This is a genomic window from Brevundimonas sp. NPDC055311, assembly GCF_053645695.1.
In genome coordinates this window covers 884,265-897,624 of sequence record NZ_JBSHMV010000001.1, presented here as the reverse complement: position 1 = coordinate 897,624, position 13,360 = coordinate 884,265, and the positions used below count along the sequence as shown (strand labels likewise).

Annotated in this window: 18 protein-coding genes; 17 read left to right on the top strand and 1 reads right to left on the bottom strand. The window is 65.3% G+C overall.

Going from position 1 to position 13,360, the window contains the following annotated elements:
* Positions 1–19: 19 nt before the first annotated feature.
* Complete coding sequence (locus tag ACWIDZ_RS04310; protein ID WP_453988900.1) at positions 20–892, top strand: hypothetical protein; 873 nt, start codon at positions 20–22, stop codon at positions 890–892.
* Between the two features lie 8 nt (positions 893–900).
* Here ACWIDZ_RS04310 and ACWIDZ_RS04305 read toward each other — a convergent pair whose 3' ends face one another.
* Complete coding sequence (locus ACWIDZ_RS04305; protein ID WP_453988899.1) at positions 901–1,536, bottom strand: hypothetical protein; 636 nt, start codon at positions 1,534–1,536, stop codon at positions 901–903.
* Between the two features lie 98 nt (positions 1,537–1,634).
* On the opposite strand from ACWIDZ_RS04305, the gene ACWIDZ_RS04300 reads away from it, so the two are divergent.
* From ACWIDZ_RS04300 to ACWIDZ_RS04225, 16 genes are all read left to right on the top strand, one after another.
* Positions 1,635–2,441, top strand: a complete 807-nt coding sequence (locus ACWIDZ_RS04300; protein WP_453988897.1) for a hypothetical protein — start codon at positions 1,635–1,637, stop codon at positions 2,439–2,441.
* Between the two features lie 24 nt (positions 2,442–2,465).
* A complete protein-coding gene (locus tag ACWIDZ_RS04295) occupies positions 2,466–3,044 on the top strand; it encodes a hypothetical protein (protein ID WP_453988896.1) in 579 nt (192 codons plus the stop codon).
* A gap of 187 nt (positions 3,045–3,231) precedes the next feature.
* Positions 3,232–3,402 carry a hypothetical protein gene (locus tag ACWIDZ_RS04290; protein ID WP_453988895.1) on the top strand — a complete coding sequence of 57 codons (171 nt, stop codon included), beginning with the start codon at positions 3,232–3,234 and terminating at the stop codon, positions 3,400–3,402.
* Positions 3,386–3,865 carry a terminase small subunit-like protein gene (locus ACWIDZ_RS04285; RefSeq protein ID WP_253108394.1) on the top strand — a complete coding sequence of 160 codons (480 nt, stop codon included), beginning with the start codon at positions 3,386–3,388 and terminating at the stop codon, positions 3,863–3,865. Before ACWIDZ_RS04290 ends, ACWIDZ_RS04285 begins: the two co-directional genes overlap by 17 nt.
* The gene (terL, locus tag ACWIDZ_RS04280) at positions 3,789–5,363 is read left to right on the top strand and encodes a phage terminase large subunit (RefSeq protein WP_453988894.1); all 1,575 of its coding nucleotides are present in this window, start codon (positions 3,789–3,791) and stop codon (positions 5,361–5,363) included. Before ACWIDZ_RS04285 ends, terL begins: the two co-directional genes overlap by 77 nt.
* A complete protein-coding gene (locus ACWIDZ_RS04275; protein WP_453988893.1) occupies positions 5,363–6,760 on the top strand; it encodes a DUF4055 domain-containing protein in 1,398 nt (465 codons plus the stop codon). Before terL ends, ACWIDZ_RS04275 begins: the two co-directional genes overlap by 1 nt.
* Positions 6,757–7,194 (top strand): Ntn hydrolase family protein, encoded by a 438-nt coding sequence (locus ACWIDZ_RS04270; protein WP_343828704.1) that lies wholly within the window; start codon positions 6,757–6,759, stop codon positions 7,192–7,194. The genes ACWIDZ_RS04275 and ACWIDZ_RS04270 overlap by 4 nt, the downstream gene beginning before the upstream one ends.
* On the top strand, positions 7,194–8,189 hold the full coding sequence (locus ACWIDZ_RS04265; RefSeq protein ID WP_453988892.1) for a minor capsid protein: 996 nt from the start codon (positions 7,194–7,196) through the stop codon (positions 8,187–8,189). Before ACWIDZ_RS04270 ends, ACWIDZ_RS04265 begins: the two co-directional genes overlap by 1 nt.
* A 656-nt stretch (positions 8,190–8,845) precedes the next feature.
* Entirely contained in the window at positions 8,846–9,640 is a 795-nt protein-coding gene (locus ACWIDZ_RS04260; protein ID WP_453988891.1) for a hypothetical protein, read from the top strand.
* A 65-nt stretch (positions 9,641–9,705) separates the two neighbouring features.
* Entirely contained in the window at positions 9,706–10,719 is a 1,014-nt protein-coding gene (locus tag ACWIDZ_RS04255) for a hypothetical protein (protein WP_453988890.1), read from the top strand.
* A gap of 62 nt (positions 10,720–10,781) precedes the next feature.
* Positions 10,782–11,345, top strand: a complete 564-nt coding sequence (locus ACWIDZ_RS04250) for a hypothetical protein (protein WP_453988889.1) — start codon at positions 10,782–10,784, stop codon at positions 11,343–11,345.
* Positions 11,345–11,794 carry a hypothetical protein gene (locus tag ACWIDZ_RS04245; protein WP_453988887.1) on the top strand — a complete coding sequence of 150 codons (450 nt, stop codon included), beginning with the start codon at positions 11,345–11,347 and terminating at the stop codon, positions 11,792–11,794. Before ACWIDZ_RS04250 ends, ACWIDZ_RS04245 begins: the two co-directional genes overlap by 1 nt.
* The gene (locus ACWIDZ_RS04240; protein ID WP_453988886.1) at positions 11,791–12,138 is read left to right on the top strand and encodes a hypothetical protein; all 348 of its coding nucleotides are present in this window, start codon (positions 11,791–11,793) and stop codon (positions 12,136–12,138) included. Before ACWIDZ_RS04245 ends, ACWIDZ_RS04240 begins: the two co-directional genes overlap by 4 nt.
* Before the next feature lie 192 nt (positions 12,139–12,330).
* Positions 12,331–12,726, top strand: a complete 396-nt coding sequence (locus ACWIDZ_RS04235) for an HK97 gp10 family phage protein (RefSeq protein ID WP_453988885.1) — start codon at positions 12,331–12,333, stop codon at positions 12,724–12,726.
* Complete coding sequence (locus tag ACWIDZ_RS04230; protein ID WP_453988884.1) at positions 12,723–12,911, top strand: hypothetical protein; 189 nt, start codon at positions 12,723–12,725, stop codon at positions 12,909–12,911. Before ACWIDZ_RS04235 ends, ACWIDZ_RS04230 begins: the two co-directional genes overlap by 4 nt.
* Positions 12,908–13,339, top strand: coding sequence for a hypothetical protein (locus ACWIDZ_RS04225; RefSeq protein ID WP_453988883.1), 432 nt, complete (start codon positions 12,908–12,910; stop codon positions 13,337–13,339). The genes ACWIDZ_RS04230 and ACWIDZ_RS04225 overlap by 4 nt, the downstream gene beginning before the upstream one ends.
* Positions 13,340–13,360: the final 21 nt, after the last annotated feature.

Below are 13,360 nucleotides of genomic sequence, written 5' to 3'. Positions count from 1 at the left end.
TCGTTCAGTTCACCCGAGCTTGTTCACCGATGAGGCGTGGGTCTCGTGCAGCCCGCTCGCGCGCATCCTCTACATCGGTCTCTGGACCGACGCCGACGATCAGGGCCTGTTCGAGTGGAAGCCGCTCCAGATCAAGATGCGTTTGCTCCCCGGCGACGGCGCCGATGCGTCGGCTTTGCTGGCCGAACTCGTCGCGGTGGATCTCGTCCAGGACTACGATTTCGAGGGAAAACGCTTCGGAGCGATCAAGGATTTCCGCAAGTTCCAGCGCCCGCAGAAGCCGAACGCTATCCACCCGATCACTGAAAAGATTGGAGAATATGTCGGCCTGCCCTCGACTGCGACCAAACCGGCAAGCGACCAGTCGCGTACTGGTACGGGAAAGTCTGATCAGATGGAGGATGGAGGAGGAGAGGAGATTATCCCCCCTACCCCCCAGGGGGGACGCAGAAAGCCCAAGGTCTCCCTACCGGATGATTTTCCGACCGAGGAGTTGATCCAAGCCATGCAGGCAGAGGCCCGAGAGGTCGGGGCCAACTTCGACGTGAGAAGGTTCGCGACGTACTTCCGCGACCAGTGCATCGCGAAGGATCACCGCTACGCAGATTGGGCGGCGGCTTGGCGTAAGTGGTGCCGAGGCGACATCGCGAAAGCTCCGAAGACTGCCCTGGCCGCCTCGCAGAGCCGATCTGCACCCTCCGAGACCGACCGCTGGCGCCGCTGGTTGCGGGAGTACCGCCTGAACGGCCACTGGCCGTCCGACGACGCCGGACCCAGGCCGGGCCATCCAGCCTGCCGCGTCCCGTCCGCCCTCTTGGCGGAGTTTGGGCACGCGCCGGCGCCGGCCAATGATCCGAAACCTGACTTGTTTGCCGGAGGAGAAGCGGCGTGAGCACGAGTCTATTGTTGCATAGCAGCGCCCAAGCGCCGTTGAACGTGAATAGAGTCGCTCAGTGCGGGCCTTACGCCAGCCTCAACACAACGTTTCGCCAACTGACCACATGCATGGTCCAGTTGCCCAATAGCATTTTCCCACGACGCTTCAGCGGCATCGTCGTGAAGAGCTATTCGCAGGTCGGCACAGTTAACCGCGACACCCCAGCGAGCTTCAACCTCAAGAAGTGCGTGAAGAACATGATTAGTATGCACATACGACGAGATGAAATTTTGCAGACTTCGTGTCGTGATCTTACAAATTTCCATAGTCGAAATCGGCCTCTCAAGCCCCTTGAGGGAACCTGCTTTCGCCGTCGTGTCGGAAAGCAGTTCAAGGCTAACCCGACCATACTCTGCGACGAAAATCATTGCCTTCGCATGGCGCTCTTCGCTTTCCCGTTGTGTCTTGGCTCGTTCTTCACGTTCTTCACGTGCGACCGCCAGCGCCAGGTCCCCCTGCCTTCGAGCAGTATGCAGAGCCACCCAGACAGCCAGCAGAGTCGCGCTACCAACAAGCCAGTCCGCCACAGATCCGAAATTCCAAGGCCGCCCCAGCGCCAGATAGGCCGCTGCCACACCCGCGACAGACATCACGGCCATCGCAATCCAGAATCTCGCCCATTCACGTGTCATACGGTGAAGCTAACACAGGCCGCCAAGGGACGATCCACTCTGAGCTGCAATTTGGAGAACTCCCGATGAGCAAGGCCGACCGCGCCAAGAAGCGCCAGCAACGGAAGCGCTACGCCAAGCCCTCCATGCCTAGGGTGATAGGAGCGAACGACAACGTCGAGGCGGCGAATGACAACACGGCGCCGGTGTCTATCCGGGGCGTCCGGCTAACTGACAGCCAGGCGCTGCGGTTCATGGCGGCCGAGGCCAAGGTAGCGTCGCCTGACCTGGACCAGCAGCGGGACGGCCAGCGCATGTTCCGCGCCCTGGACGCCGAGATCGATGCCCGCATCCTCGAGCGGGATGCGAAGGAGAACCTCGAAGAGCTGCGGAGCCTGGAGGCCCTGCGCGGCTTCGACATCGGCGTGTCCGACCATGAGAAGGCGAGGGGAGCGCCCCGCGCTTCGCGCGACGGGCTGGAGACCCTGCTGACGGCTGGTTCGATCACGCGCACCCAGCACGCGGCCGGGCTCCGCTATCGGGCGGATTACGAAATGCTGGACCCTGAGAAGGGCCTGACCCCTCCGACGCTGGACCCAGCCCTGCGCAACATCGTCCGTGGCGGCGAAGGCTTTGCCCAGAAGCGCCGGGAGCGGGAGGAGTTCGTGCGCGACCTTGAGGCGATGATCCAGGAGGAAGACCGGACCTTTCGGGGCGCGCTGGGCAAGAGCGACGTCGAGCGGCTAGGGCGTGCTGTCTGGGCTTTGCGGGAGGTGGCGGGGAAGGGGGCGAACTTGCTCACACTCAGTTCCAGTGGATCAACGCGAACGGCGATCTCCGAAGCGTTGATTGTTGGGCTGGACTGTGCAGCTATTGCATATGGCTTGGAGTAGGCCATCCCTACCCGGAGCGCGATATTGAGCGACGACACGATTGTTCATTTCCCCCGACGAGCCCCGCCCCCCGTACCGGCGGTCGCCCCCAACGCGCTCGAGCAAATATTCGCCGAGATCGAAGCGACCGTGAACGCCGGCCTATTCTACGCCGCGCTGTCCATCACCGTCTCGATCCCCGACATCTGCTGCACTCTGGAGGGCAAGGCACCGGTAAACTGGGAGACTTACAAGGCATGGTTCCGCGAGAACGTCCGGCGCTATCAGAACTTCGGTGCAGACGAGTGCTGGGAAATGCGGTGTGGCGTGGTTCACAACGCCCGCCTCATGGGCGGGAAAGACAAGCGATCAGACTTCGATCGGATACTCTTCACCCCGCCCGGATCACCCTTCCAACTCCACGACAGCGTGACGGAAATGCACGGGGAGCGCATCCTGTACATGGCGGCGGTCCCGTTCTGCCACGAGATCGTCGCTGACGCGCGAGCCTGGGCCGCCCGGAACGCCGCGAACGATGCCGTTCTTGCCAACTTGCCGAATGTGGTGCGGCTCCGCCCGAATGGCTACGGCCAGCACATCGTGGGAGCGCCCGTTATCGGCTAGGCTGGCTGCGGTCTTGACACCGGACAGGTAATCCCTGACATCAGGCAAATCGGGCGTTTCGCCCAAAGCAAGGCTCCTCCCTCTCGGGCGGGGCCTTTTCTTTTGCCCTCCGACCACGTTCTGAGCTGCGGCGTACGGCTGGATCGGCGGGCTGCCCCACGACATTCGGAGATCACCCATGGTCCCCATGAAAGCCCTCGTCGGCTTCTCGCTGTCTGACGGCTCGGCAGCCGCCGGCGCCACCTTCAACGCCAAAGACGCTAAGGCAGCGGATCGCCTGGAGGCGGCGGGCGTCGCGGAGCGGGTGAAGCCTGAGGCCCAACCCAAGCCGAAGGCCCCGGATGCCAAGGCCGCTTGAGTTCAACGAGGCTGTAGCGGACGCGATCTGCGAACGTTTGGCCGATGGCGAAAGCCTCCGCTCAATCTGCCGGGACGATGAGATGCCGGCCAAGTCGACGGTGTTCAAATGGCTCGGCCTGATCCCGGCGTTCGCGGACCAATACGCGAGAGCCCGTGAGACGCAGGCCGATAGCCTGGCCGACGACATCGTCGATATCGCGGACGATAAGAAGCTGGAGCCGAACGACAAACGGGTCCGCATCGACGCTCGTAAATGGCTGGCCGGGAAACTGCGACCCAAGGCCTACGGCGACAAGGTCGCTGTCGTCGGTGGCGACAAGACGGACGCCCCGATCCGCCATTCCCATTCCTTCGACCTGAGCGCCGCGAGCGACGAGGAGCTGGATGTCATCGAGCGCTTCATTCGTCGATCTGCCAACGCTGGAGGAGATCAGGGCGGAGAGGGCGCGTCGGAAGGCTGAGGCCGACCGCAAGCGCCTGATTGAACACCAGGGCGAGATCCGCGCCCGCTGCGACAGCCTGCACGGCTTCATCGAGGAGCATTGGTCGATCCTGGAACCCAAACGCCCGTTCAAATCGGGCTGGGCGCTCCGGGCGATGTGCAGGCATCTGGAGGCGGTTACGGCAGGGCGCATCCAGTTCCTGCTGATGACCGTGCCGCCGGGCATGATGAAGTCCCTGCTGCTGGTCTTCTGGACCGCATGGGAGTGGGGCCCGAAGGCGCGGCCCGACCTGCAGACGCTGGCCACCTCCTACAGCCAGGCCAACGTCCTGCGGGACAACCTCAAGCTCCGGCGCTTGGTCGAGAGCGACAAGTATCAGGCCCTCTGGCCGATCCAGCTTCGGGCCGATCAGAACGCCAAGGGCAAGTTCGAGAACACCGAGAACGGGTTCAGCGAGGCGCGGCCGTTCAGTTCGATGACCGGCGGCCGGGGCGACCGGGTGAAGGTCGACGACCCCCATTCGACCGAGACCGCCGAGTCGGACACCGAGCGGGCCAATGCGGTGCGCATCTTCCGCGAAGGCATCTCTGACCGTCTGAACGACGTCACGACCTCGGCCATCGTCATCATCATGCAGCGGCTCCACGCTAAGGACGTGGCGGCGGTAGCCCTGGAACTGGACATCGGCTTCGTCCACCTGAACCTGCCGATGGAGTTCGAGGCCGAGCGGGTCGGCGAAGACGGCAAGGTGACGGGCGGCGCCTGTCGGACCTACGTCGATGGCGAACTGTTCTTCGAGGACCCGCGGACAGACGAGGGCGAGCTTCTCTTCCCCGAGCGCTTCCCCGCCGCCGAGGTCGCCAAGCTCAAGAAGGCCAAGGGCTCGTATGCCTGGGCTGGCCAGTATCAGCAGCGCCCGTCGCCTCGGGATGGCGGCATCTTCCGGCGGGAGTGGTTCAAGCCAGTCTCCGTCATGCCCGCCGGGCCCAAGCGCACAGTCCGCGCCTGGGACGTGGGCGCCACTGAAGGGGGAGGCGACCCCAGCGCCGGCGTCCGCTGCACGCAGGTCGGATATGGCGAAGAGGCCACCTACTACTTCACCGACGCAAAGGTCGGGCAGTGGAGCCCGGCGCAGTTCGAGGCCCAGCTGAAACTGACGGCGGCGGCCGACACGACAGAGGTCACGGTCCGCCTTCCCCAAGATCCCGGCGCGGCCGGTAAGGGCTACGTCCAGACGCTGGTGAAGAAGCTGCCCGGCTACACCGTTCGGTACGAACAGCCCACGGGCTCCAAGCTCACCCGAGCCACCGCGCTGGCCACCCAGGCCGAGGCCGGCAACGTCTTCATCCTCACGACGGGGGACCCCATGCGCGACGCCTGGATTGAGCCCTTCCTCGACGAGCTTTGCACGTTCCCGTCAGCGGCTCACGACGACCAAGTCGATGCTGCTGCGGACGCTTTCAATGAACTGGCGCTCGGCTCTCGCCCCGCTCGCAAGGTGAAGGTCAGCTTCTGATGGCGGTGAACGAGCGCGATCCGGCTTGGGCGGTTCATGCAGACGCCCGGAAGAAGGTCCACGACCTGCTGAGCGGCCGTGAGGATGCGCTGGGCTATATCCGAGCGTTGCCGGGGCACGACGAGGCCACGGCGCAGCGGTTCCGCGAAGGGGCCTACTACCTGCCGGTGACGGCGCGGACGGCTGAGGCTTTCAGCGGGCTCGTCTTCGGCAAGACCCCTACGCGCTCGAACCTGACTGCGTTGGACGCCTATCTCGGCGACGTGACCGGCTCCGGCCAGGACATCGACCGCTTCGCCGAGCAGGGTTTCGACGGCATCCTTTCGACCGGCGCTGTGATGGTGCTGGTCGACTATCCCGACGCTCCGGCTGGGGCGACCAAAGCCGACGCTGAGGCCGAGGGCGTGAGACCTACGCTGAAGCTCTACGACGCCACGGCGATCCTTGCGGCCCGCGTGCAGAAGGTCGGGGCGGCGCTGAAGCTCTCGCACATCCGGGTGGCTGAGGTCGTCGAAGAGAAGGACGCGGCGGACGAGTTCAAGCTGAAGCAGGTCGCCCAAGTCCGCGTGCTGGATCTCGATGAGGCAGGCTTCTACCGCCAGCGCGTCTTCCGGCAGTTGGACGGCCAGTGGGTGCAGTTCGGCGAGACGGTCGAGCCCAAGCGCCAGAACGAACGGCTGAAGGTCATCCCGGCGTTCTTCTCGAACCCGCGCGACGGCGAACCCAACCCGGCACGGCCCCCACTGGACGACATTGCCGACATCAGCGTCGCGCACCTGAATAACTCGGCAGCCTTGGAATGGGCGCTGCTGTGGACGGCCAATCCGACCCCGGTCTTCAAGGGGCTGAACATCGGTGAAGGAGAGACCGTTAAGCTCGGTTCGTCCGAGGGGCTGGTCGTCACCGAGGGCGGCGACGCCAAGTTCATGGAGTTCACCGGCTCGGGCCTGTCTGAGTTGCGTCTCGCGCTGGAGGCCAAGCGGAAGGACGCGGCGCTGATGGGCGCCCGGATGCTGCTGGAGAGCGGCCGAGCAGCCATTGCGGCGGAGACGGCTCGCATCGAGCGGGCAGGTGAGACGTCAGTGGTCTCTGGCATCGCCAACGCCCTGTCGGACTGCCTGACGAAGGCTTTGCAGTTCATGGCCGATTGGGCCGGGGTGTCGTCGGATGGGCTGCAGTATTGGCTCAACACCGACCTGAACCCAGCCGGCTTATCGGCGCAGGAACTGACCGCATTGTTGGCAGCCTGGCAGTCCGGCGCGATCACGCTGGAAGACCTGTTCGAGAACCTGCAGCGCGCTGAGATCGTCGATCCGGCCAAGAGCTTTGAGGATCACCGGGAAGCGCTGGACGAAGAGGGCGGCGGCCTCGGCGGCTTGGAGGATGATGCGGCATGACGACCATCGTTTACCGCAATGGAACCCTGGCCGCAGACCGGCGGGCCTATTCGGGCGACAAGAAGCCCATCGGCACCAAGACAAAGATTCACCGCCTTGAAGACGGAACGCTTTGGGGCGCCAGTTCCGGCAGCGTCGGGGCTGACGCTCTGCTTAGGCGCTGGATTGAAGGGGGCTGCGAGCCTGCCGAAAGCGGCGACCTCAAGCCTGAGGGCTTTGAACTGATCGTGATCCGCCCCGATGGCGGTGTGTTCTATGCGAACGGCAACCTCGATCTGACCGGACCGCTCACCGCTGACTATGTGGCCATTGGCTCCGGCGATCACTACGCTCTAGGCGCGCTGGCAATGGGCGCTTCCGCCGAGGACGCGGTGAAAATCGCCTCCGATCTGGACATCTGGTCTGGCGGCGGCGTCGACGTTCTGACGCGCTGATGGCTTCCACCGCCGAGCGCCTGATCGACGAGGCGGTCAAGCATCGGATCGCCCTGTCCCGCTATTCGACGGCGACTGTCCGCAAGGTCATAGCCCTGCTGAACCGCACCGACTCACGTTTGGTCGAGCGCGTCCTTCGGGCGGACAATGAGGGCCGCGATCCGGTCCAACTGGAACGGCTGCTGGAAGAGGTGAGGGCGCTCCAGTCTGACGGCTGGACCGTGCTGCGCGGGCGGCTCAATGAGGACGTGGCGGCTTTAGCGGACGCCGAGCGGTTGTTCACGGAGCGCATGGTTCACTTCGGCCAGCGGTCGGTCGGCCTGGCTACGGTCACGAACGCGCCGACGACGGCCCAGGTCGTGGCGGCGGTGAACGCCAGACCCTTCCAAGGCCGCTACCTCAGGGGCTGGCTGGAAGAAGCCGAAGCGGGCGCCGCCAAGCGCGTCAGGGAGACGCTGAGGCAGGGGTTTGTCGAGGGCCGCTCGGTCACGGCGCTGGTCCGCGAGATCAGAGGGACGCGGGGGCTCCAATACAGGGACGGGGTGCTCGAGATCAGCCGGCGCGGAGCCGAGGCGATGGTTCGCACGGCGCTGACCCATACGGCCGCCGTCGCATCGAAAGAGACCTACGCGGCCCTTGGTGTCGATCAGGTCCGCTTCATCGCCACGCTGGACGCCAGAACGACCATCACCTGCGGCGCGCTGCACAACTCGGTGCACCCGTTGGAGAGCTTCCCCTGGCCGCCACGGCACGTGAACTGCCGGTCCACGACGGCGCCGGTCATCAAGGGCCTGCCCCCCATTGAGGCTCCGTCCTATTCGGACTGGCTGATGCGCCAGCCCGTCGAGGTTCAGAACGAGGTCTTGGGCGTCCGCAAGGCCCAGCTGTTCCGCACCGGCAAGCTGACGTTGGATCGTTTCGTCGACAGCAAGGGCAGGGTGCTCACGCTGGAAGAACTGAAGAAGCGTGACGCGGCGGCGTTCGAGGGCCTATAGTTTCGGGGTGAGCACGCCCTTCAAGGTCATCGACGGGACACTGGAGCCGGAAGGCCCGCTGAAGCGCTTGAAGGCGTCAGTTCCTGATACGCCGCTTGTTCGTTGCCCTCGCTGCACTGGCCTCGCGATGATCGAGGTGAAGCTCGGCATGGTCTGGAAGAGCGGAAAGCCGACCGGCGGCCAGAAGCAGATCGTCTGCGGAACCTGTCTGGCGCGCGGCGAACATGTCGTCGTCGCCTGAACAACTAGGCTAGTCAGTCGGATTGCTCCTGGGCTGGCCGCCAGCCTGAAGGAACTCCCGGATTAGGCCTCGGGCAGCCGCATCTACGGCTTCTGCATCATCGTCTGTGCCGGTGAGGTCATGCACCTCCTGGTGCTCAACGAAAGCTTCGTAGCCGGTGACGACCGCGCTGTTGTCGTCGAAGATTCTGACGATCCACCGAGCGGTGCTCCGGTCGTATTCAGTGCGTGCCCAATAGCGATCTGGGCCGCAATTGAACTCGATGGCGTCTAGGTCCGTCACAGGTCTGGTCTCCCGGTTTCCCCTTTCCGCAACACCCCGTTGCCGAAATCGCTCCGTGCAGAGCCGGAGCATCCACCAGGGCGTGAGCTGAGCAGCGCCCCCTCTGTCCGCTGAGCGGGAGGAACTACCCACCATGAACACAACCAAGAACCGCCTTCTGGGCGGCGGCTCCGTGCTGCCTGTCGCCACGAACTATGCGCCGGTTGGGCCGATGACCCTGCTGCGCGGCCCGATCATCCCGCAAGCCCCGAACGATGATCAGGGCGGCGGTGAAGGGCCGGGCGATGACGAGCTCCAGCTCATCGACCCGGCTGCTCACGCGGCGCTGGCCTCGGCCCATGAGCGCCTGAAGAAGGACGCCAAGGCTGACCGCGACGCCCTGAAGGAGATGAAAGAGCGTCTGGACGCCATTGAGGCCGAAAAGGAACAGGCTGAAGCCGAGAAGGCCAAGGCCAGCGGCGACGTCGAAGCCGTCCGCACCCAACTCGAGACCAAACACGGCCGCGAGCTGAAAGCCGCCACCGACCGCGCTGAGAAAGCCGAGCGCCAGGTCGAGAAGCTGGTCATCGACAACGGCCTGTCCGCCGCCTTGGACGAAGCCCGCGTGAAGCCCGAACTGAAGCGCGCCGCCGCCGCCCTTCTGCGCGAAGGCGTCGAGCTCAAGGACGATGACGGCGAGCCGGTTGCCTACAAAGGCGGTCTCCCGCTGGCCGAGGCCATCAAGCTCTGGGCCGAAGGCGACGAGGGTAAGCCCTTCGTGCTGGCCGGCAACAGCGGCGGCGGCGCCCCCGGTGGCGGCAAAGGCGCCCACTCCGGCCCCAACCCCTGGAAGCAAGGCCCGTCCTTCTCCCTCACCGAACAGGACCGCATCGCCCGGGACAAACCGGACCTGGCGAAGCGCCTGATGGCCGAAGCCGAGGCGGCTTAACCCTCGGCGCTCCCTGAAGCGCGCGCCTCTGACGGCCGCGTCTGATCCCACCGAAAGGAAACGACATGGCCGTCACCCGGCTTTCCGATCTCGTCTTCGGCGAGAACTTCAACACCTACACCGTCGAGCGATCGACGCGCCGCAACGCCTTCGTGGCCGCCGGCGTGATGGTCGTGGACCCGGCCGTCGCTGCGTTCATGAGCGGCCAGGGCTTCCTGGTGAACATGCCGCACTTCAAGCGTCTGGCGAACGACGAGCCGAACGCGTCCTCGGACAATCCGGCCGACGTGGCCGTGCCGAAGAAGATCGGCACGGGCAACGAGATCGCCCGGAAGCTGATGCGCAACCAAGGCTGGTCTTCGGCTGACCTGACGGCGGCCTTCATCGCCCGCGACCCGCTGGACGCCATCTCCAGCCAGATCGCGGACTACTGGGCGGGCGTGAACCAGACGACCCTGCTCAAGATCTGCCAGGGCATCCTGGCCGACAACATCGCCAATGACGGCGGCGACATGGTCAAGAACGTCGCCACCGACGCCACCGGCGATCCCGTCGACGGGGAGCTGTTCGGCTCGGATGTGCTGATCGACGCCGCCCAGACCATGGGCGACGCCAAGGGCTCGCTTCGCGCGATTGCGGTCCACTCCGTCATCCACGCCCGCATGCAGAAGATCGGCGCCCTGGTCGAGAACTACGACCCGGAAACCGGCCGTCTGCTGTACGAGTCCTTCCAAGGCAAGCGCGTCATCATCGACGACGACATGCCTGTGGTTCAGGGCACGAACCGGAAGACCTACACGTCGATCCTGTTCGGGGATGCGTCTTTCCGCTCGGGCCTCGGCACGCCGAAGACCCCGAACGCCGTCTCGCGCGAAGAGGCCGAGGGCAACGGTGAAGGCGTCGAGACGCTGTGGAACCGCCGCCACGAGGTCATCCATCCGACCGGCTTCGCTGTCGCCGGCACGCAGATCAGCAGCAACGCCACCCCGAGCTATTCGGCTCTGGCCACTGCGTCGAACTGGAACCGCGTGTTCGACCGCAAGAACATCCCGCTGGCGTTCATCCAGACCAACGGCTGACCCAAGGGCCGGCTGCGGTCGGCCCTGCCTTCTCCCGTCTTCCTGACATGAAAGGATAGGCCATGCGCCTTCTCCATCTCTCGGCGCTGAGTTGCGCCGCCCTCTGCCTTGCGGCCAATGCTGACGCTGGCAGCCAACCGATCAGCGCCCCGCTGGACGGGCAGATCGCGCTCACTGCGCACAACAACGGCAACGGCACCTGGGCCGTGAAGCGCGGCCCCGATGGTCCGATCCTTAAGGACGGTCTGGCGCGCGAAGAAGCTCTGGCCATCGTGGGCGCCCCGACGGGCCCGCATGAGCCGGACACCGCCGAAGAAGAGACCGCCGCCCAGAAGCGCTCGGCTCTGGAGAAGAAAGAGGCCAAGCGCGAGGCCACCGAAATCTTCCAGTCCGACGCGGAAGCCGGGGAGCCCTCGAAGGTCGCCAACAGCGACCTGCAGAAGGCCAACGACGAGAACGCGGACCTGCGCCGTTCCATCGCCTCCAAGGACGAAGAGATCCGCCAGCTGCGCGAGCAGGTGTCGAAGTTCGATCCCGACGGCGACGGCAACGTCGGCGGTGCTCCTAAGGCCGTGTCCAAGACGGCCGGCGAAGGCCCGTCGAAGCCCAAGAACGGCGACGCCTGATGCTGATCGTCGAGAATGGCGTGGTGGGCTGGCCTTCCGGCCCGCTCGCTACGGTCGAACAGGCCGACGCTTACGCCCAGGCGCGGGGATGGTCCGATTGGGCTGCCCTGACGCCTGAGCAGAAGAGCGGCGCCATTCTCGACGCTTCCACCTATGTCCGAGCCTCTTACCGGCCCCCGGTGAAGGTGAGCGCCGCGGTTGAAGAGCAGATCAGCGAGGCTGTCATCGAGGCCGCCAGGCTATCACTGACCTCGCCCCTGATCGGCGGCGACAAGGCGGCCCAAGCGGCGCGCAAGTCGGTGAAGGCCGGATCGGTCGCCGTGGAATACGAAACGTCATCTGCGGAAAGCCGCAGCGCGGCGCGGCTGGCTCTGGTGGCTGGCCTGCTTCGATATGCTGGCGTCTATGCGATCGGCTCCGGCGTCAACGTCAGGTTGGCCAAGTCGTGAGCATCCTCGACGACCTGCCTGATGTGATCGCCGAAGCGCTGGATGACGTGTTCCGCGACGGCGTGCTGGAGGTGCCGGGCGAACCGACCTCGGACGGGCAGGGCGGCTGGATACCGGGGGCCCCGACCTCACACCCCTGCAAGGCGCTGGTCGATGACTACAGCGACATGCGGCGCGCGGCGGCGGGCATCCCGGCCCATGACCGAAAGATCATCATCCTGGCGGCCAGCTTGAGCGTGGCTCCGGCTGTCGGGCACACCATCACCGCAGAGGGCAGGGACTGGCAGATCGTCGCCCTGACCCGCGATCCGGCTAAGGCGACCTGGGAGGTTCAGGGGCGCTAGTCGAGCGACAGATTTGCGGGTGTGCCTTTCGGCAATGCGACTAAGCGGGCTTGTGCGATTGGATAAGTCATCCAAGCCGCAGCGTCCCGATCTTCCGTCCATCCCCCCGCCTCGGTCAGATAGAGCCGCGGGTGCGAGGTGGTGACGATGAAATACTTCGAATCTGTCATGCGGTGATCATAGGAGCAGAGCTTGGCCACCGTCACGATCAACCTCGCCGCACTGGAGCGCATCGCCGAAGAGAAGGCCGTGAAGGGTATCCAGCGGGCCGCTCTGGCGGGCGAGGCGATCACTAAGGCGAACCTGTCACGCCCCGGCACCGGCCGCATCTACGGCAAGCACCAAGCCTCGGCACCGGGCGAGCCGCCCGCCGTCGACACCGGTCGCCTGCGCAACGCCACCCAAGCCGACACGCAGGTGCGCCGGGATGGCGACGACATCGTCGGCCGAGTGGTGGCGAACGTCGATTATGCCCACGCCCTGGAGGTCGGCACCGAGCGTATGGCGCCGCGCCCCTTCCTCGGGCTGCTGGCCACCGACCATGCCGACGACCTGCGGGACGCCTTTGTTGCGGGAGCGAAGGAATGACCAAGTTGACGATCCGAACGCTTCAGACCCCGACCGGCCCGAAGGTGATGCTCTGCGATGAGGAGGGCGCGCCGCTTCCCCTGCAACGGGAGACCACCATTAACTGCGGCATCGACCAGATCGACAGCATCACCGTCACCTTCGCCATTGATGGCAAGCGCGTCGTTCTCGAGCCGAACGGATGAACTCCACCGCCACGATCTTCGCCCGCCTGGCCGCTGTCGCCCAGTCGCTCGCTACCTGGAACGGCGCCCCGGCCATCTTCAACGAGGCGGCGCCCGACGACTTCCTCGGCCAGGAGCCGAAGCCGTCAAAGCCGTTCCTGATCATCGCCGTGCCGACTTCTGACGTGGCGAGTGAGACCTTCACCGAGACTGGCCGCCTGATCGTGCAGGACGTGCGCGGCTATCAGCGTCGGACGGGTTCGGCGGCTGGGCTCGACGCCCTGATGCGGCAGGTCCGCGACCTCTTCCACAACCGTCCTGGCGACCTCGTCGTCACCGGCGGCAAGTGCGACGTGGCCCGCGTCACCGGTCCGGTCCAAGCCCCAACGACGGACGAAGCCTACACTGGCCGCCGCGTCACGATCCGGATGGATCTCCGCAACACCTGAACCCCGGCCCAGCCGGTCATC

Bases quoted from the DNA above. Each gene is read 5' to 3' on its own strand.
- ACWIDZ_RS04305 (WP_453988899.1), bottom strand. From the start codon at position 1,536: ATGGCCGTGATGTCTGTCGCGGGTGTGGCAGCGGCCTATCTGGCGCTG.
- ACWIDZ_RS04300 (WP_453988897.1), top strand. From the start codon at position 1,635: ATGAGCAAGGCCGACCGCGCCAAGAAGCGCCAGCAACGGAAGCGCTAC.
- ACWIDZ_RS04290 (WP_453988895.1), top strand. From the start codon at position 3,232: ATGAAAGCCCTCGTCGGCTTCTCGCTGTCTGACGGCTCGGCAGCCGCC.
- ACWIDZ_RS04285 (WP_253108394.1), top strand. From the start codon at position 3,386: ATGCCAAGGCCGCTTGAGTTCAACGAGGCTGTAGCGGACGCGATCTGC.
- terL (WP_453988894.1), top strand. From the start codon at position 3,789: ATGTCATCGAGCGCTTCATTCGTCGATCTGCCAACGCTGGAGGAGATC.
- ACWIDZ_RS04275 (WP_453988893.1), top strand. From the start codon at position 5,363: ATGGCGGTGAACGAGCGCGATCCGGCTTGGGCGGTTCATGCAGACGCC.
- ACWIDZ_RS04270 (WP_343828704.1), top strand. From the start codon at position 6,757: ATGACGACCATCGTTTACCGCAATGGAACCCTGGCCGCAGACCGGCGG.
- ACWIDZ_RS04265 (WP_453988892.1), top strand. From the start codon at position 7,194: ATGGCTTCCACCGCCGAGCGCCTGATCGACGAGGCGGTCAAGCATCGG.
- ACWIDZ_RS04260 (WP_453988891.1), top strand. From the start codon at position 8,846: ATGAACACAACCAAGAACCGCCTTCTGGGCGGCGGCTCCGTGCTGCCT.
- ACWIDZ_RS04255 (WP_453988890.1), top strand. From the start codon at position 9,706: ATGGCCGTCACCCGGCTTTCCGATCTCGTCTTCGGCGAGAACTTCAAC.
- ACWIDZ_RS04250 (WP_453988889.1), top strand. From the start codon at position 10,782: ATGCGCCTTCTCCATCTCTCGGCGCTGAGTTGCGCCGCCCTCTGCCTT.
- ACWIDZ_RS04245 (WP_453988887.1), top strand. From the start codon at position 11,345: ATGCTGATCGTCGAGAATGGCGTGGTGGGCTGGCCTTCCGGCCCGCTC.
- ACWIDZ_RS04230 (WP_453988884.1), top strand. From the start codon at position 12,723: ATGACCAAGTTGACGATCCGAACGCTTCAGACCCCGACCGGCCCGAAG.
- ACWIDZ_RS04225 (WP_453988883.1), top strand. From the start codon at position 12,908: ATGAACTCCACCGCCACGATCTTCGCCCGCCTGGCCGCTGTCGCCCAG.